Here is a 17,467-nt window from a genome sequence, read left to right on the forward strand (position 1 = left end):
TCGAGAAAATGAAGGGTATACTATATAGTAGAAAAAACGGAAGGGGCGTGTGGATGAGGTGATAACAGAACGAACAGAAGACTTACATCAGCAATTAAAAGAGATAGAGAAATGGGAAAAAGCTCAGCAAAAAGTCTGGTTTTGGGAAAAGCTCAGCCGTCTCCCGTTTCAGCTGCTGGACAAGCTGACACCGGCATTCATTCAAAAAAAGATCGGCAAGCTTTTGGATGAGGTCGGCAGCTTTGTTCAAACAGGAGGACAGTACCTGACATCTGAAAAACAAATTATCAGGGCGTTTCAAAAGAAACTGCCGGAGGAGAATGTCGAATCACTCGAAGACGTACGAAAAGCGCCTCTTTCTCTCATGAATGAAATTGCTGAAGGAATGGGCAAAAACAGAATCAACACGGCAACCGTTCAAGGCGCGACAACGGGAGTGGGCGGTGTGTTTACGCTGGCGGCAGATATTCCGGCCGTACTTGGCCTGTCGTTAAAAACGTTACAGGATATCGCGGTTGCTTACGGCTATAACCCAAAGGAGAAAAAAGAGCGTGTCTTCATCGTAAAATGTTTGCAGCTGACATCTGCTGATGTTGTCGGCAAAAAATCAATTTTGCAAGAATTAAAAGACTATGATCAAGACCGTACATATAAAAATGTCGCATCTCAAATCCAAGGCTGGCGTGAAGTCATTTTAGGCTATCGCGATACGTTTGGCTGGAAAAAGCTTTTTCAGCTGGTGCCGGTTGCGGGAATGATCTTTGGCGCCGCAGCCAACCGCTCAACATTAAACGATATTACCGAAACAGGCATGATGCTGTATAAAAAGCGGCGCATCCTTGAGCGGCTGAAAGAAACACAACGAGAAATGTAATAGCAGAAAGCAGACGGACACCGCGCTCCGCCTGCTTTTTTTATGTGAAACACCTCATATGTTTTGTGCTTGTTATTACGAATTTCGCTTATGACAAAACATCATTTTTTATACGATAGACATATCACGGATTGCTTACTTACTGAAGGAAAACTTCTCGACAGTCCAAAAACACACCCGATGTGTTTTGTTTGTTTAAAAGAATTGCCAGCGGGAATACAACAACCAACACCAATTAAAGGAGGAATTCAAAATGGCAGACAATAACAAAATGAGCAGAGAAGAAGCAGGTAAAAAAGGCGGAGAAACAACAAGCAAAAACCATGACAAAGAATTCTATCAAGAGATTGGCAAAAAAGGCGGAGAAGCCACTAGCGAAAACCATGACAAAGAATTCTATCAAGAAATCGGTGAAAAAGGCGGAGAAGCCACTAGCGAAAATCATGATAAAGAATTCTATCAAGAAATCGGCGAAAAAGGCGGAGAAGCCACTAGCGAAAATCATGACAAAGAATTCTATCAAGAAATCGGCCGTAAAGGCGGAGAGACAACAAGCAAAAATCATGATAAAGAATTCTACCAAGAAATTGGCTCAAAAGGCGGAAACGCCCGCAACAACGACTAATCAAAAACAACAAGGCAGACAACCTGTAAATAAAAAGCGATCCGGCGCATCAGCTGGATCGCTTTTTATGATGGGGATTTCTTGATCTAAGCCGGTGTTGCGATACAATAAGTGAAAAAGGGGTTTTCACTAATGTCCGAGATGCAAAACTTGCTCGCCATCGCAAATGAAGTCAAAGACAAGCACGCCAATTTTTCAATCTCAGAGGTCAACGACCACTGCGTGCGCCTTGCTGTGTTTACGGGAGAATATGACTGGCACTATCACCCCGACTCAGATGAATTATTTATCGTTCTTGAAGGGGAGTTGCTGATCGATTTTCAGGACAAAGAAACCGCGGCACTCAAAGCGAATGACAGCCTGCTCATTCCGAAAGGCACAGTTCACCGCACGCGCTCTTACGTCAGAACCGTGAATCTCTGTGTCGAGCATAAGCATGCGGAAACAGTTATCACTGAGGGTGCATCATGCTGATCAAAAAGATTGTGTGTGAAATAGACGATGCAAACGCTGAAGCATTTGCAAAATCGCAGTCGCAGTGGGGAGCATTATCACATGTAAATGGCTTCATCAAACAGGCAGGCGGCTGGCGGAAAACTATAGATGGACTGCTAACCGCAGAAATCATCAGCATTTGGAAAAACAGAGCCGCCTATGATCATTTTATGAAGAATGAACACGACAGCATTTACGATGGAAACGGACAGAAGGCTGTGATGCATTCGATAGAAGTGTCGCTATACGAAGAGCACGATCTGTTACATAACCCAGACATTCAATACGAACCAGACTGGACTGTTTTGAAGGCATAATGAAAGCCCAAAACATTGTGTTTTGGGCTTTTGTCTTTACTCGCGTCCCGGAAGTGTATCATGAACGAAAGGCGGTGCTGGTTTTAGCTCAGGTTTTTCTCCATAAGCTTTTGGTTCCTTTACATATTCAAACGGTTCTCCGTCAGGCGCTTTTTCGTTCAGCCAGATTTGCCCGGCGCTTTCTTCGCCTTCAGAGAAATTGATTAGCTGATGCGAGAACTCTTGTTTTTCGAGTGCTTTCGGGAATGTTCCCGGCACAATCGGACCTTCCTGTGCTTCTAATTCTTTAATGGCCGCGAGCCATTGATTTTGATGCATCGTGTCACGCGCCAGCAGGAAGCTGAGCATATCTTTAACGCCCTTGTCATCCGTCATTTCAAATAGGCGCGCAACCTGCAGACGGCCTTGAGATTCCGCATTCAGATTGGCGCGGAAGTCTGCCAGCAGGTTTCCGCTCGCTACGATATAGCCGCCGCTCCAAGGTACGCCTGTACTGCTTTCCGGCATGGCGCCGAGTCCTGATACAATCGCATGATGAGGATTCATACCGCCCAAGATAGAGCCGATGACCGGATCTTCAGCAGCTTTTTCCTGCTGGTCAAGCGGAGCATCCTCAAGAAGTCTGGCGATCATTGTGGCGATCATTTCAACATGACCGAGTTCCTCAGTTGCCGTATCCATCAGCAAATCTTTGTATTTTTCATTTCCTCTTGTACTCCAGCCTTGAAATAAGTATTGCATGGCAACGGAAATTTCTCCGAATTGCCCGCCTAAAATTTCTTGCATTTTTTTAGCGAATAATGGATCTGGACGATCTGGCTTAGCAGGATGCTGCAGCCTTTTTGTGTGCTTAAACATGTACCCATCTCCTTTTTCATTTATCTATCTCTTTTTATATTTCCGATCGTTTGAAAGATAAACGAAAAATAGCGTATTAAGATGGGCTATGAATCTTCACGCAGCTTTAAAAGCTCTTGAATCAGCTTGCGGCCCAAAATGAGTTCATACTGCCGGTAAATAGGATCAAGGCGCTTCATCCATTCTTTTTTCTCTTGATCTGACAGCTCATATATTTTAATAGAAGAATTTTTTTTGATTTCTTCCAGCTGTCCCTTGTTCATTTTTTCGGCATGCGTTTCATTCCACTCCGTCGTTTCCTTCATCGCTTCAGTCAAGACGCGTCTTGTTTCCGGTGTTTGTGTTTTCCAAAAATGCTCATCAGTCATGACAGCATAACCAAGATAACCATGGCTGCTTATTGTCAAATAGTCCTGAACATTATAAAATTTTTTAGAATAGATATTTGAGATTGTATTTTCTTCGCCATCGACTACATTGTTCTCTAACAGCTGAAAGGTAGAATTGAAGGATTCCTGATGAGGCGCTGCGCCAAGCAGCTTGAACTGATCCTCTATCACATCGCTTTGCATAATGCGGAGAGCTTGTCCTTTTAAATCATCCGGTTCTTTGACCGGTCCTTGGTTTGTCGTGATTTGCTTAAAGCCGTTTGTCCAATAGGCGAGTCCTTTTAATTGGTTTTTCTTTAAAGAATTAAACAGCTGTGTGCCGATACTGCCGTTCAGCCCTTTTTTGACGGCATCATAATTTGTAAATGCATACGGCAGATCCAGCACGCCCCATTCAGGCGAGAGCATGCCGAGCTTCGATGTGGAGGGGGCGATAAATTGAACATCGCCGTTTTGCAATGCTTCCATTTCTTCAATGTCTGAATACAGGCTTCCATTCGGAAAGACTTCAATTTTTATTTTACCGCCGGATTTCTCATTCACCAACTCGGCGAACTTATTGGCGGCCAGCCCTTTTGGCGTATTTTCAGCAACCACATGGCTGAATGTAAACACGCGTTGATCCTGTAAGCCTTCCTGGTCGTCGTCATAAACAATCTTTTCACGGCCAGTATGATCATGGAACCCGATAAATAAAGCGGTTGCAATTCCGGCAGCCATCAGTGCAAGACATGCAAGCAAACTTTTCATGAACAGCCCTCCCCCTAAGTTAAGAATAATAGGGGCCATGCCATTCGTAAAGACCTGAAAGGAGAAGCTGATGAACAAAAAGAAGCTCTCAATCCGTTGGAAAATCACGATCTTATCCTACATTCTCGTCATTTTCTCCTTTTTGATCGGCGGCATTGTGCTTATCGGCAATATCCAGCACACAGAGGAGCGGGAGCTGAAAAAACGTTTGATGAATACTGCTCGGACAGTCTCGGAAATGACAGAAGCAAAAGAGGCTTTGGCGCGAAAAAATCAAACAGAAGATCTTCGCCACGCAGTTGAAGAAATCAGGATGATTAATGAGGCAGACTATATTGTCGTCATGGATATGAACCACATCCGCTACACACATCCTGTCAGCACAAGCATCGGCAAAAAATCCGAGGGTGCCGACGAAGAGGCGGCGTTTGCGGAGCACATTTATTTCTCAGAAGCAAAGGGCGAAATCGGCACGGCGGTCCGCGCTTTTTATCCGGTGAAGGATCATGATCTGAACCAGATAGGCGTTGTGCTTGTCGGAAAAACATTGCCGGGGATCACAGACATTTTGCTTCATTTGAAGCGTGATATCACATTCATCGTTGTGATGACACTCGGCTTCGGCCTCGCAGGTTCCTTTCTTTTGGCCCGCCATATTAAAAAACAAATGTTTCAGCTTGAGCCTCATGAGATTGTCCGCATGTATGAAGAACGGACAGCGACGTTTCACTCTATGAACGAAGGGGTGATTGCCATCGACAACCGGCTTATCATTACGATTTTCAATGAAAAAGCGAAACAGATCTTTGAGGTGCAGGGGGATCTGATCGGCATGGTCATCTGGGAGGTTCTCAAGGATTCACGCCTGCCCGAAATCGTGGAGCGGAACAAAGCGGTTTATAATGAAGAAATTCGCGTCAGCGGAAAGGTGATCATGAGCAGCAGAATTCCAATCGTCATGAAGAAAAAAGTTATCGGGGCTGTCGCGATTTTTCAGGACAGAACAGAGGCGGCGAAGATGGCAGAGGAATTGACTGGCGTCAAAAACTTTGTGGAAGCGCTCCGCGTCCAAAATCACGAGCATATGAATAAGCTGCATACGATCGCCGGTCTGATCCAGCTGGGGAAATCTGAAAAAGCCTTGCAGCTTGCATTCCAGACGTCAGCGGAGCAGGGAAACGCGACCGAATTTCTGCACCGCTCGATTCAAAATGATGCCGTTGCCGGTCTGCTATTAAGTAAAACCAGAAGGGGAAGAGAGCTCGGCATTGCTGTTCATATTGATGAAAACAGCAGTCTTCAGCAATTTCCTGAGCTCGTTGATCAGCATGATCTCGTCGTGCTTCTCGGCAACCTGATTGAAAATGCTTTCGGTTCATTTGAACCGGTTCAGTCTGATGACAAACGCATTGATATCAGCATCGAACAAGCAGATGATATCCTTGCTATTTTAATAGAAGATAACGGCTGCGGGATTGAACCGGCACACATGCCGCGCATTTACGACAAAGGATTCACGGTCAATAAAGCAGGCGGCACAGGCTATGGACTCTATTTAGTGAAACAAATAACAGACAAAGGATCGGGCGCGATAGAGGTTGATTCATACGCGGGTAAGGGAACATCTTTTTCTATCGTTTTTCCAATGAAGGGGGAGGAATTGCAGCATGGCTCGTAAGGAATGGAAGGTTCTGCTCATCGAAGACGATCCGATGGTTCAAGAGGTAAATAAGGATTTCATCACAACTGTCAAAGGCTTTACCGTCTGTGCAACAGCAGGAAACGGTGAAGAAGGGATCAAGCTGATTAAAGAAAAACAGCCCGATCTCGTCATTCTCGATGTGTACATGCCGAAAAAAGACGGAATCAAAACCTTACAGGAGATCAGAAAGCAAAAAATTGAAGTCGATGTCATTGTCGTCTCCGCTGCAAAAGACAAAGAAACGATCTCTCTTATGCTGCAAAATGGGGCGGCTGACTATATTTTAAAACCGTTTAAGCTTGAGCGAATGAGACAGGCGCTTGAAAAGTACAAGCAATACAAACAAAAAATAGAAGCGAGCGATACGCTGTCTCAGGAACAGCTTGATGCGATTCTGAATATTCCGCAGCAGGCCGTGCAAAATCTGCCGAAAGGGCTCAATCATTTCACGATGAATGAAGTTACTGCTATTATGAACAAACAAAACGCATCTCTTTCTGCGGAAGAGGTCGCCAAGGCGCTCGGCATCGCCAGAGTGACAGCCAGACGATACCTTGATTATTTGGAGAAAACCGGAGCGATTCAATTGGACGTTCAATACGGCGGAGTCGGCCGGCCCGTCAATCGCTATGTGTTGAAAAGATAAACCTGAGACCAAAAAGACCAAAATGTCCGTTATGATCATAAACTTCCCCCAATTATATGAAAACGCTATCATTATAGTAAGAAAGACACAAAGGCGAATAGGACAGGGGGATGAAGAATATGAAACTGTTTAAAAATTTAACAGTTCAGGTCATAACTGCGGTCATCATCGGGGTCATTGTCGGGCTGGTCTGGCCAAATGCCGGCAAAGAAATGAAACCGCTAGGCGATACATTTATCAATGCAGTTAAAATGGTGATCGCTCCAATCATTTTCTTCACAATCGTTCTTGGGATTGCAAAAATGGGCGATATGAAGAAGGTCGGGAAAGTAGGCGGAAAAGCATTTATTTATTTCGAGGTTGTCACCACCCTCGCGCTTATTATCGGTTTATTTGTCGTCAATATGATGAAGCCGGGCGCGGGTCTTGATTACAGCAAGCTTGAAAAGGGAGATGTATCACAATACACGCAAAATGGCGGTCAGGGAATCGACTGGATTGAATTTATCACACATATTGTTCCGTCTAACATGGTTGATGCCTTCGCAAAAGGGGACATTTTGCAGGTCTTATTCTTTTCTATTCTTTTCGGAGTCGGTCTTGCGGCATTGGGTGAAAAAGGAAAAAGCGTCATTGATTTCTTCGACAAGATTTCTCACGTCTTTTTCAAAATCATCGGCTACATCATGCGCGCCGCACCTATTGGGGCATTTGGGGCGATGGCATATACGATCGGGCACTTCGGTCTTGACTCTATCAAACCGCTCGCAAGCTTAATGATGTCGGTTTATATTACGATGTTCCTGTTCGTATTTGTTGCTTTAAATCTTATCTGTAAGCTGTACGGATTCAGCCTGTGGAATTACTTGCGCTTCATTAAAGATGAGCTTCTAATCGTGCTTGGCACCAGCTCTTCAGAATCGGTGCTTCCCCGAATGATGGATAAAATGGAGCGGTACGGCTGTTCAAAATCCGTTGTCGGGCTTGTCATTCCGACGGGCTATTCGTTCAACCTTGACGGCACATCCATTTATTTATCGATGGCGACTGTTTTTCTTGCACAGGTGTTTGGAGTAGACCTCAGCATTGGCCAGCAAATTACAATTATTCTCGTTCTGATGCTGACATCGAAGGGAGCGGCAGGTGTGACGGGAAGCGGATTTATCGTCCTTGCCTCAACACTGTCAGCGCTTCAGGTCATTCCGCTGGAGGGACTTGCGCTTCTGCTGGGAGTCGACCGGTTTATGAGTGAAGGTAGAGCGATAGTGAACCTGATCGGAAACGGAATCGCGACGATCATTGTTGCAAAAAGCGAAAACGAATTCGATGAAGCCAAAAGCATAGAGGCTGTTGACGGCATGAAAAAAATGAAAACAGCAGTCTGAAAAAACGGTGTCATACTCTTGCATGCGGTGTCAGGTGCTCGTCCCTACTGAACTTCAAGAGTTTCAATTTTTTTGAAAAAATGATAACATCCTAAAACGATAACCCGTTTTAGGATGTTATCAACTATCCGGAACGGTCCATCAAGGGCCGTTTTTTTAATTGTTTAAGAATTATTAAGGTATGGACAGAGACCTCAGCATTTTTTTGTTATATAATTTACAAATGGATACTATATTGAATGAAGGACGTTTGTCCTAACAGGAGTGTATAAATGACCGCTTTAGTTAAATTTTTTCAGCACCCGGGTGTAAGACGTTTTTCCATCTTTGTCGTATTAACTGGTGTGTTATATCTATTTAAGAGCATGATCAACTTAATATTGCTGACCTTCATTTTCACTTTTCTTATGGATCGGTTAGAACTTGTTGTACGACAGTTTGTAAGCCGGTTCTTCCGCGTGAGCCAGCGGGTTGTTATAACGTTTCTTTATATCCTGTTGGCCGTTTTGCTTACTGTGGGAGGATTTGTATTTTATCCGGTCGTCGCGGCGCAGATTCAGCAGCTGGTGAAGCAGATTAAACATATTGCGTACCACCCAGACACCATCCCTTTCTTTGATGAAATCACAAGTGTTTTCGGAGATATTAATATCAGCTCGTATGTCAAAGAGGGTTTCAATGTGGTGTATACGTATCTGGCCGATATTAGCACATTCGGTTTGCAGATCGTAATGGCGCTCATTCTCAGCATGTTTTTCTTATTTGAGAAAAAGCGGCTTTCTGAATTCATGGCGAAATTTAAAACGAGCAAAGTGGCGGTTTTTTATGAGGAGATTGCTTTTTTCGGAAGCAAATTTGCAAGAACGTTCGGCAAGGTGCTTGAAGCTCAATTCATCATTGCGCTCGTCAACTGTGTGCTGACGTTTATCGCGCTTTCGATTATGCATTTCCCGCAGCTGTTCGGGCTTTCGATTATGGTGTTCTTCCTTGGATTGATCCCTGTAGCGGGTGTCGTCATTTCTTTGATCCCGCTCAGTATTATCGCCTACAGCACTGGCGGCGGAATTTACGTTCTCTACATTGTGCTCGTCATATTCGCCATTCATGCGGTCGAAACATATTTCTTAAATCCGAAGCTGATGTCTGCGAAAACGGAGCTGCCGATCTTTTTCACTTTCACAGTCCTCATTTTTTCTGAGCACTTTTTCGGCATATGGGGTTTAATTATTGGGATTCCGATCTTTGTATTTCTTCTTGATATTCTAGATGTCACTAACAAGGAAGAAGGACCTAAAAGATCGCGAGAAAAAAGTAACAAAAAATAGTTTACAAAATTGGAACTTTTCTGTATAAATAAACTAATCATATAAAAGTAAGCCACACGCTTAATCCTTTCGTAAGGAGTGGGGGACCCGATCTTTTGGGGTTAATTTTTCATCTGAAAAACGGACATCTCTTCGTCCGAACCCGTCAGCTAACCTCATCAGCGTGAAGAGAGTCCTGTGGTTTGATGATTCAAAGTCCGCGGGGGTCTCTCGCGGGCTTTTTTCAAAAAAAGGGGAGGAATGCAGATGAAACTGGCTACAAAGATTATCATCGCCTTGGTGCTAGGTGCGGTGACAGGGATTGTTTTTAATGTCACATCGCCTGAATTATTTGAAAATTTAAATAAGTTTGTATTCGGTCCGCTTGGCACCATCTTTTTAAACCTTATTAAAATGCTTGTCGTTCCGATTGTTTTTTTCTCACTGACACTCGGAGTAGCCGGTCTGGGTGATCCTAAGAAGCTTGGCAGAATCGGTGTCAAGGCGATTTCTTATTTTCTCATCACAACAGCGGTGGCCATTACCATTGCCATCATTTTAGCTCTTGTTATTAAACCGGGAGAGTTCGGGACGTATGATATATCGTCTGCCGAATTCACTGCTGAAAAAGCCCCAAGTATTGCCGACACTCTTCTGAACATTATCCCTGCGAATCCAGTTCAAGCGATAACAGAAGGAAATATGCTGCAAATTATCGCTTTTGCCATTTTTGTCGGGCTTGGGATTACAATGCTCGGAAAAAAAGCGGATATGCTCCTCAAAGTCGTTGAACAAGGAAATGAATTGATGATGTACTTGGTGAATCTTGTCATGAAATTCGCTCCGTATGGTACATTCGGTCTGATTGCGACAGCTATCGGAAGCCAAGGATTCAGTGCAATGAAAGCGATGGGTTTGTACATGATTGTGGTCACGATTGCATTACTGATCCATGCAATCGTGACCTACGGATCTACGATTGCGCTTATAGCCAGAAAAAATCCGATTACATTTTTTAAAAATTTCTCAGAGGTCATGGTCGTTGCATTCAGTACATCCAGCAGCAATGCGACTCTGCCGATATCCATGGATGTGGCACAGAGGAAATTAAAAGTGCCTGAGCCGATCAGCAGCTTTGTGCAGCCGCTCGGCGCCACGATTAATATGGACGGAACAGCCATTATGCAAGGGGTAGCCACCGTATTCATTGCGCAGGTATTTGGTCATGATTTGACATTCACTCAGCTGCTGATGGTGATACTGACGGCTGTTTTAGCAAGTATCGGAACCGCGGGTGTTCCTGGAGTCGGCCTGATTATGCTCGCCATGGTGCTTCAATCTGTCGGCCTGCCTGTTGAGGGGATCGGGTTAATTCTCGGAATTGACCGCCTGCTTGATATGCTCCGCACAGTAGTGAACACAACAGGAGACGCGGCCTGTGCCGTCGTCATTACAGAAACAGAGAAGAATAAGCAGCCTGAGCAAGCGCCGACTCTATCGGTTTAACCAAACATTTGGAAGCAATAAATGCTATAATACAAACAGTGCCTAATGTTTAGGCACTGTTTATTTTTGCCCGAAAAAGGAGGAAGGCTTTATGGCTGAGCCGATTTTACATATTGAAGGCCTCGATAAGAAGATAGGGTCTACTCAAATTTTAAAACAGATTAGCATGGATGTCATGGAGGGTGAAATCATCGGTCTCCTCGGTCCGAATGGTTCTGGAAAAACAACGCTCATCCGTATCATCGTCGGGCTGTTAAAACAAAATAGCGGAAGTGTGACAATCAGCGGATTCCATCATGATACAGAGTTTGAAAAAGCGCTGGAGGCCGTTGGGGCGATCGTCGAAAATCCTGAATTTTATCCGTATTTGACTGGCTGGGAAAACCTCAAGCACTTTGCGAATATGCATCAAAAGATTGCAGATGAACGGCTTGATGAGGTAGTCGAACGTGTCGGTCTGACATCAGCGATTCACGATAAGGTGAAAACCTATTCCCTTGGCATGCGTCAGCGTCTCGGTATTGCACAAGCGATTATTCACCGGCCGAAGCTTCTTATTTTAGATGAACCGACAAACGGTCTCGATCCTGCGGGTATGAAAGATTTTCGTGATCATATCAAGGAGCTCGCAGAAATAGAAGGAACAGCAGTCCTGTTCGCCACTCATTTATTGCGTGAAGTTGAAGACCTGTGCGACCGTGTCATCATTATTCAAAAAGGTGAGATCAAAGCGGAAGTCAGCTTGCATGGAACAGATCAAAAAACAGAGAAAGCGGTCATTGAAGTGCAGCCGGAAGAAAAAGCGCTCAATTGGCTGACAGGCAATCAATATCATGCGGAGCGGCAAGACGGAGCAATTGTGATTGAAATAGCGAAAGAAAACATTCCGGAGCTAAACCGTTCACTTGTCGGACAAGGCCTGAATGTCTTTTCCATTACGCCTTACACGCAATCACTCGAGGATGAATTTATAAAAGCGACAACCGCTCATCAAGAGGAGGGAGAAGAGCTTGTCTAAATTAATTTGGAATGAACATATGAAACTTTTCAATCGGAAGGTCACACTGGTATCTCTCATCCTGATGGCGGTGTTTCAATTTTTCATGGCTTTGATCATTAAACGGATAGTCATCAGTGCCGGAACAGATGAAAACTTCATCGGCTATTTATCATATACACCGAGCCTGAACATCTTGCTGCAGGCTTTAACGATCGTGATTGCAGCGACAATTGTTTCAATGGAATTTGATAAAAAGACGATCAAATTTCTGCTTATTCGCCCGGTAAAACGCCAAAAGGTTTTTTGGTCCAAATTAATCACAGTTGTGCTGGTCAGTTTCTATTTGTATCTGGCATACTACATTTTGGCATTGTTATTCGGTCTCATCTTTTTTGGCACATCCGTAAGCGCAGACTCAAAGACATTGCTGATGAATACTTTGGAGCTGATTGGGTCAAATTGGCTTGAAGCTGTCATGATGGGGTTATTCGGACTGCTTTGTTCTTCGCTGTTCCGCAACAGCGCAGTTGCAGTTGTCGTTTCTTTTGTTGTTTTATATGGAGCGAGTACACTTGTTCAGCTCATGAAGCTCTTTGAAAACAAATGGGGCAGCTTTTTGCTTTTTGCAAATACTGATTTCACTCAATACAGCAGCGGACAGACAGTCCTGTTTTCAGGCATGACGCCGTGGTTTTCAGTAGGAATTATCATCATACATGCCATATTTTTTATCGCCGTTGGCTGGTGGTGCTTCTGCAAAAGGGATGTTCGGGTTTAGAGGAAAAGAATGACATTTTTGTGAAAAAGCTCACGTAAATCAATATGATTTGATCTTTTGGTTTATACTATAGGTACTAACGGAGGTGTCTCGATCTGAGAAACTTTATTACCGCTTTACCGATTGTATTGCTGTTGGGATTCTCATTTGTGTCATTCATGTTTCAGTTTGAACATCTTGTTTATTTCAGACTCGCACTTGGATTGTTTTCTCTCGCGGGGCTGTACATGATATATAAAATGAAGACGGGTATCCGTTATTTTATCGTCTATCTGTATGCAAGCTGGATTGTGCTTGCGGCAGTAACTGCTTTTGAAGAGCCGATTTTTTCGAGCTTTTTCTTCGGCGGTCTGGTGATGACAATGGGTTACCTGACATATATGCTGATTTATCTCGGCATGAAACAAGACCGGGATGCAAATCCTGTGTAATCGCGCTGTTCCTTAGAGGAACGGCGTTTTTTCAATTCCGGAGAGAAAGGTTAACAGTTGCGGAATGCCGGCAGGAAATCTATAATACTTATTAAATCTATCGGAATTAGAAATTGGAGGGCTTCCGGATGTCATTATTTATACAAAACGATCAACAGCGGCGATGGGTGGAGAAAATCGGACGGATTGCGGATGAATGTCAGCAAACAGCAGCTGAAGATGACAAACAGGGGCGTTTTCCTGTGGGAAAAATACAAAAACTGCGTGATGCCGGGTATACGTCATTAACATTGCCGTCATCTTTTGGAGGAGAAGGCATTTCTGTTTACGATATGCTTTTGTTTCAAGAACGGCTTGCGCGGGGAGACGCTCCCACAGCACTAAGTATCGGCTGGCATTTGAGCGTAATCGGAGAGCTTGGAGAAGGAAACACCTGGGATAAAGACGTGTTTGCATGTATTGCGAAGGAAGTTCAAAACGGAGCCGTCATCAACAGGGCAGCGACAGAAGCGCAAACTGGAAGCCCGACAAGAGGAGGGCGTCCCGGCACCAACGCCGTTAAAAAGAATGGCAAGTGGACAGTGAACGGAAGAAAGACCTTCACCACGATGTCACAAGCATTGGATTATTTTTTAGTGACGGCATGGATTGAGGAAAAACAAACAACAGGCGTGTTTCTCATTCATAAAGATGACCCCGGTTTGTCGATTAAAGAAACGTGGGATATGAGTGCGATGCGGGCGACAGGAAGCCATGACCTTGTACTGAATGAGGTAACGCTTGAAGAGGAGAAGCTGGTGGAATTGCTTCAAGGGCCTCGGGGAGCGAAGCCGAATGGCTGGCTGCTTCACATCCCGGCGGTTTATCTGGGCATTGCTCGAGCGGCACGAGACTATGCGGTCCAATTCGCATCTGAGTATTCGCCAAACAGTTTGAAGGGGCCGATCAAAGATGTCCCGGCCGTACAGCAAAGAACTGGCGAAATGGAGCTTGAGCTGCTCAATGCCAAACATTTTCTTTTTCATATCGCTCAATTGTATGATGATCCTCAGCGCCGCCCTCATTTAAGAAGTGAGCTCGGTGCGGCGAAACATATCGTTACAAATGCGGCAATGTCTGTTGTCGATAAAGCAATGAGAATTGTCGGAGCCAGAAGCCTTGAACGAACCAATCCGCTTCAGCGCTATTATCGCGATGTGCGCGCCGGTCTTCATAACCCGCCGATGGATGACGCGGTGATCCAAAAATTGGCTGCCGAAGCATTTGAGTCATGAAGAAAAGATAACAAAATCCTAAAACGCAAACCGTTTTAGGATTTTGTCAACAATCTGGAAAAGAGCCTTCACGGCTCTTTTTTATGCATTGTTTTGCTTTTGCAGGTTTTTTTGATGCTTGCGGTCGATCCTGTCATAAATGATGTTCATCAGCTTTGGATTCCCGATAATCGCCTCTTTGTTCTCCTGAATCAGTTGTTGGTAGGTTTTCACTTTACGCTTCGGCATATCCCTGCGCCCTCCTGACATGTGTATATTCGCTTTCTAACTCCGTCAGCGACAATTCATACAAATGACGCTTTGACTTTTTGTATATACCATTCTGTATTAACAGATGAATGAGCTTTGTTTTTCTGATGTCTGCTGACTGAGGTGTCATTGTGTCACTAACCTCCAATCAAATAAAAATGATAATCATTATCAATTAAATCGAGTATACAATGTTCAGAATAGCCTGTAAAGACAATAGTAGTTTTATTTTTCTGATAAATTAAAGTGTTCAACAGATCGACAAAAAGTTTCCCGGGCAATATTTTCTGTCGAAATGTCACTCTTCATTGTATGCTGTCTCTGCTATTTTTCATATTTTGAACCATACTAAGCCAGAGAATGGAGGCTGGTATTCAATGGAGCGGACGGAAAATCTGAAAAAGGGAGAAAAAGGGGCGCTCCTCAATATTTTGGCATATGTCATTCTTACTGTGGTGAAGCTCTTCATAGGGACTCTCTATCACTCTGAAGCGCTGAGAGCAGACGGATTAAATAATGGGACAGATATTGTTGCGTCAGCAGCGGTGCTGATCGGGCTGCGCATTTCTCAAAGACCGGCTGACAGTGACCATCCATATGGCCATTATCGGGCTGAAACGATTTCGTCTCTTGTTGCGTCTTTTCTTATGATGACTGTCGGCATTGAAGTGTTAATCGGCGGAGGAAGAGCGATTACGGGCGGAACAACAGAAACGCCAAGTCTAATCGCCGCATGGACGGCTTTAGGCAGTGCCGTGTTTATGTACGGCGTCTATTTATATAATAAACGGCTGGCCGCATCCATTAAAAGCTCTGCCCTGATGGCAGCGGCAAAGGACAGCAGGTCAGACGCTTTTGTTAGTGCCGGAGCATTTATCGGCGTGATAGCATCCCGGCTGCAGCTGCCGTGGATTGATCCGGTAACAGCTTTTATCATTGGCCTCATCATTTGCAAGACGGCATGGGATATCTTTAAAGACGCTTCACATTCTTTAACAGACGGATTTCATGTGAAAGATTTGGAGCCTTACAAACAGACCGTTGGCAGGATTGAGAATGTACATCGTTTAAAAGATGTAAAAGCAAGATATCTAGGGAGCGCAGTTCATATTGAGATGGTCATCACGGTTGATCCGAAGCTTACAGTAGAAGAAGGACATGGCGTGGCAGATGAAGTAGAAGACAAAATAAAACATGAACATGATGTCACTCATGTTCATGTTCATGTAGAGCCTGACGACATAAAATAAGACTGTCAAACGAATTAGCTTATATGTTCAGATAAAAATTCAGTCACTTCTTCAGGCGTTTTGGCATTGGCGCTGTGAAGATGAGCTGTTTTTTCACCGTTTTTGAAAATAAGCAAGCTAGGAATGCCCATTACTTGGTATTTTTCAGCCAAATCAGGAAGCTCGTCTTTATTGAGCTCATACCAATCGTTTTGATTGTACTCTTCCAAGATGTCGCCGATGAACATATTCATGCGTGTGCAATCTGGACACCAATCAGCATAAAATTTCACGACGATTTCTTTATCAGATTGAATCAGTTCAGTAAATTGTTCGTTTGTTGTGATTTTTTTCATATGTCACATCTCCTTTTCAATGTCATTTTAATATAAAATAAAAAGGAATTACATACATATGCCTTCAACATCAGCATGCCCAAAAATAATTAGATCATTTTCTCGTGAAAGTGATAAGATAGTAAAGATGAATTGTAGTGGGGGGAGTATCCATTGAAAACAAGTCTAGGATTAGTGTACGGAGGAAAGTCGGCAGAACATAATGTTTCTCTGCAGACAGCTCTGGCTGTAATCAAAGCGTTAAATACTGAGAAGTTTGATATACATCCAATTTATATAACTGAAAAAGGCGAATGGGTCAGAGGCGCCCGTTTAACTGAGCCTGTTTCAAATGTGAAAATGCTTCAATTTGAGCAAGGGGGCAGTGCTTTTTCTCCAGCTGCTCTGAACCAAGAGATGTTTCCGCAGGAAGTATCACAGCAAAATGAAGCCATCGACGTCGTATTCCCGCTCCTCCACGGACCAAACGGAGAAGACGGTACGATCCAAGGGATGCTTGAACTGCTGAATATTCCTTATGTCGGCAATGGTGTGCTTGCTTCCTCAGCCGGCATGGATAAAGTAGTCATGAAACATTTATTCGCGCAGGCCGGCCTTGCTCAGGCGAAATACGCAGCTTTCCTTAAGAAAGAGTGGACGCGTTCTCCGGAAGAAAGCTGTGAGCAGGTCGAACAGGAATTAGGCTACCCTTGCTTCGTAAAACCGGCTAACCTTGGCTCAAGTGTCGGAATCAGCAAATGTCGAAACCGTGAAGAACTGCAAAAAGCGTTTGAGCTTGCATTCCAATATGACCGAAAAGTCGTCGTTGAAGAAGGAATTAACGGTCGCGAAATCGAAATTGGTGTACTTGGAAATGACGATCCTAAATGCTCTGTTGTGGGAGAAATCGCGCCGAAAACTGATTTCTACGATTACAAAGCGAAATATGAGGACGGCGACACGGACCTTGTAATCCCGGCGATTGTGACCGATGAGGAATACGCGAAAATCAGTGATATGGCGATTAAGTCGTTTAAAGCGATCGATGGTTCAGGTCTTGTCAGAGCAGACTTTTTCCTGACAGCTGACGGCGAGGTTCTGATCAATGAAGTCAATACAATGCCTGGCTTTACACCTTTCAGCATGTTCCCGTTGCTTTGGAAAGAGGCCGGAGTGGAATATGCGGACTTGATTGAACAGCTTGTAGAACTTGCAAAAGAACGCCACGCTGAGAAACAATTCATTAAGCATACATTCTAATGTAGATGGACACTGCCGGTAAGAGGGCAGTGTCTTTTCCCGTATATACAAAAGAAAGAG

Annotated in this window: 20 protein-coding genes and 1 riboswitch; of the genes, 15 read left to right on the plus strand and 5 right to left on the minus strand. The window is 44.2% G+C overall.

Going from position 1 to position 17,467, the window contains the following annotated elements; genetic code table 11:
- Positions 1-58 precede the first annotated feature (58 nt).
- From AAGG74_RS20570 to AAGG74_RS20585, 4 genes are all read left to right on the plus strand, one after another.
- Positions 59-874, plus strand: coding sequence for an EcsC family protein (locus AAGG74_RS20570; protein ID WP_162104170.1), 816 nt, complete (start codon positions 59-61; stop codon positions 872-874).
- Positions 875-1,127: 253 nt separating this feature from the next.
- Positions 1,128-1,499 carry a glucose starvation-inducible protein GsiB gene (gsiB, locus tag AAGG74_RS20575; RefSeq protein WP_162104070.1) on the plus strand — a complete coding sequence of 124 codons (372 nt, stop codon included), beginning with the start codon at positions 1,128-1,130 and terminating at the stop codon, positions 1,497-1,499.
- Positions 1,500-1,631: 132 nt separating this feature from the next.
- Complete coding sequence (locus tag AAGG74_RS20580) at positions 1,632-1,973, plus strand: cupin domain-containing protein (protein ID WP_429677023.1); 342 nt, start codon at positions 1,632-1,634, stop codon at positions 1,971-1,973.
- Entirely contained in the window at positions 1,967-2,311 is a 345-nt protein-coding gene (locus AAGG74_RS20585) for a YdbC family protein (RefSeq protein ID WP_429677024.1), read from the plus strand. The genes AAGG74_RS20580 and AAGG74_RS20585 overlap by 7 nt, the downstream gene beginning before the upstream one ends.
- A gap of 36 nt (positions 2,312-2,347) precedes the next feature.
- Here AAGG74_RS20585 and AAGG74_RS20590 read toward each other — a convergent pair whose 3' ends face one another.
- Both AAGG74_RS20590 and AAGG74_RS20595 read right to left on the minus strand, forming a co-directional pair.
- On the minus strand, positions 2,348-3,169 hold the full coding sequence (locus AAGG74_RS20590; protein WP_162104073.1) for a manganese catalase: 822 nt from the start codon (positions 3,167-3,169) through the stop codon (positions 2,348-2,350).
- Between the two features lie 86 nt (positions 3,170-3,255).
- Complete coding sequence (locus tag AAGG74_RS20595) at positions 3,256-4,308, minus strand: TRAP transporter substrate-binding protein (RefSeq protein WP_429677025.1); 1,053 nt, start codon at positions 4,306-4,308, stop codon at positions 3,256-3,258.
- A 70-nt stretch (positions 4,309-4,378) separates the two neighbouring features.
- Here AAGG74_RS20595 and dctS point away from each other — a divergent pair, with 70 nt between their 5' ends.
- The 9 genes from dctS (at position 4,379) to AAGG74_RS20640 (ending at position 14,334) form a co-directional block, all read left to right on the plus strand.
- Positions 4,379-5,986 carry a two-component system sensor histidine kinase DctS gene (gene dctS / locus AAGG74_RS20600; protein WP_429677026.1) on the plus strand — a complete coding sequence of 536 codons (1,608 nt, stop codon included), beginning with the start codon at positions 4,379-4,381 and terminating at the stop codon, positions 5,984-5,986.
- Positions 5,976-6,656 (plus strand): two-component system response regulator DctR, encoded by a 681-nt coding sequence (gene dctR, locus AAGG74_RS20605; protein WP_429677027.1) that lies wholly within the window; start codon positions 5,976-5,978, stop codon positions 6,654-6,656. The genes dctS and dctR overlap by 11 nt, the downstream gene beginning before the upstream one ends.
- A 119-nt stretch (positions 6,657-6,775) precedes the next feature.
- Positions 6,776-8,041, plus strand: a complete 1,266-nt coding sequence (dctP, locus tag AAGG74_RS20610) for a C4-dicarboxylate transporter DctP (protein WP_162104077.1) — start codon at positions 6,776-6,778, stop codon at positions 8,039-8,041.
- A 272-nt stretch (positions 8,042-8,313) separates the two neighbouring features.
- Positions 8,314-9,366 (plus strand): AI-2E family transporter, encoded by a 1,053-nt coding sequence (locus AAGG74_RS20615; protein WP_162104078.1) that lies wholly within the window; start codon positions 8,314-8,316, stop codon positions 9,364-9,366.
- 47 nt (positions 9,367-9,413) lie between these two features.
- Positions 9,414-9,544: riboswitch (cyclic di-AMP (ydaO/yuaA leader) on the plus strand.
- A gap of 68 nt (positions 9,545-9,612) precedes the next feature.
- On the plus strand, positions 9,613-10,851 hold the full coding sequence (locus AAGG74_RS20620; RefSeq protein ID WP_429677029.1) for a dicarboxylate/amino acid:cation symporter: 1,239 nt from the start codon (positions 9,613-9,615) through the stop codon (positions 10,849-10,851).
- A gap of 91 nt (positions 10,852-10,942) precedes the next feature.
- Positions 10,943-11,869, plus strand: a complete 927-nt coding sequence (locus AAGG74_RS20625; protein ID WP_225493559.1) for an ABC transporter ATP-binding protein — start codon at positions 10,943-10,945, stop codon at positions 11,867-11,869.
- A complete protein-coding gene (locus AAGG74_RS20630; protein ID WP_429677030.1) occupies positions 11,862-12,629 on the plus strand; it encodes a DUF2705 family protein in 768 nt (255 codons plus the stop codon). The genes AAGG74_RS20625 and AAGG74_RS20630 overlap by 8 nt, the downstream gene beginning before the upstream one ends.
- A gap of 95 nt (positions 12,630-12,724) precedes the next feature.
- The gene (locus tag AAGG74_RS20635; RefSeq protein WP_162104171.1) at positions 12,725-13,060 is read left to right on the plus strand and encodes a hypothetical protein; all 336 of its coding nucleotides are present in this window, start codon (positions 12,725-12,727) and stop codon (positions 13,058-13,060) included.
- 128 nt (positions 13,061-13,188) lie between these two features.
- On the plus strand, positions 13,189-14,334 hold the full coding sequence (locus AAGG74_RS20640; RefSeq protein WP_429677031.1) for an acyl-CoA dehydrogenase family protein: 1,146 nt from the start codon (positions 13,189-13,191) through the stop codon (positions 14,332-14,334).
- Positions 14,335-14,415: 81 nt separating this feature from the next.
- Here AAGG74_RS20640 and fbpB read toward each other — a convergent pair whose 3' ends face one another.
- Complete coding sequence (fbpB, locus tag AAGG74_RS20645; protein WP_429677032.1) at positions 14,416-14,562, minus strand: Fur-regulated basic protein FbpB; 147 nt, start codon at positions 14,560-14,562, stop codon at positions 14,416-14,418.
- Positions 14,549-14,713: a Fur-regulated basic protein FbpA gene (locus AAGG74_RS20650; protein ID WP_162104084.1), complete on the minus strand. Its 165-nt coding sequence runs from the start codon at positions 14,711-14,713 to the stop codon at positions 14,549-14,551. The genes fbpB and AAGG74_RS20650 overlap by 14 nt, the downstream gene beginning before the upstream one ends.
- A 247-nt stretch (positions 14,714-14,960) precedes the next feature.
- Here AAGG74_RS20650 and AAGG74_RS20655 point away from each other — a divergent pair, with 247 nt between their 5' ends.
- The gene (locus AAGG74_RS20655; RefSeq protein WP_429677033.1) at positions 14,961-15,833 is read left to right on the plus strand and encodes a cation diffusion facilitator family transporter; all 873 of its coding nucleotides are present in this window, start codon (positions 14,961-14,963) and stop codon (positions 15,831-15,833) included.
- A gap of 14 nt (positions 15,834-15,847) precedes the next feature.
- Here AAGG74_RS20655 and AAGG74_RS20660 read toward each other — a convergent pair whose 3' ends face one another.
- Positions 15,848-16,168: a thioredoxin family protein gene (locus AAGG74_RS20660; RefSeq protein ID WP_429677034.1), complete on the minus strand. Its 321-nt coding sequence runs from the start codon at positions 16,166-16,168 to the stop codon at positions 15,848-15,850.
- Between the two features lie 153 nt (positions 16,169-16,321).
- On the opposite strand from AAGG74_RS20660, the gene AAGG74_RS20665 reads away from it, so the two are divergent.
- The gene (locus AAGG74_RS20665; RefSeq protein ID WP_162104087.1) at positions 16,322-17,407 is read left to right on the plus strand and encodes a D-alanine--D-alanine ligase; all 1,086 of its coding nucleotides are present in this window, start codon (positions 16,322-16,324) and stop codon (positions 17,405-17,407) included.
- The last annotated feature ends 60 nt before the right edge of the window (positions 17,408-17,467 follow it).

The organism is Bacillus mexicanus (genome assembly GCF_050445615.1).
Classification (GTDB): Bacteria; Bacillota; Bacilli; order Bacillales; family Bacillaceae; genus Bacillus; species Bacillus mexicanus.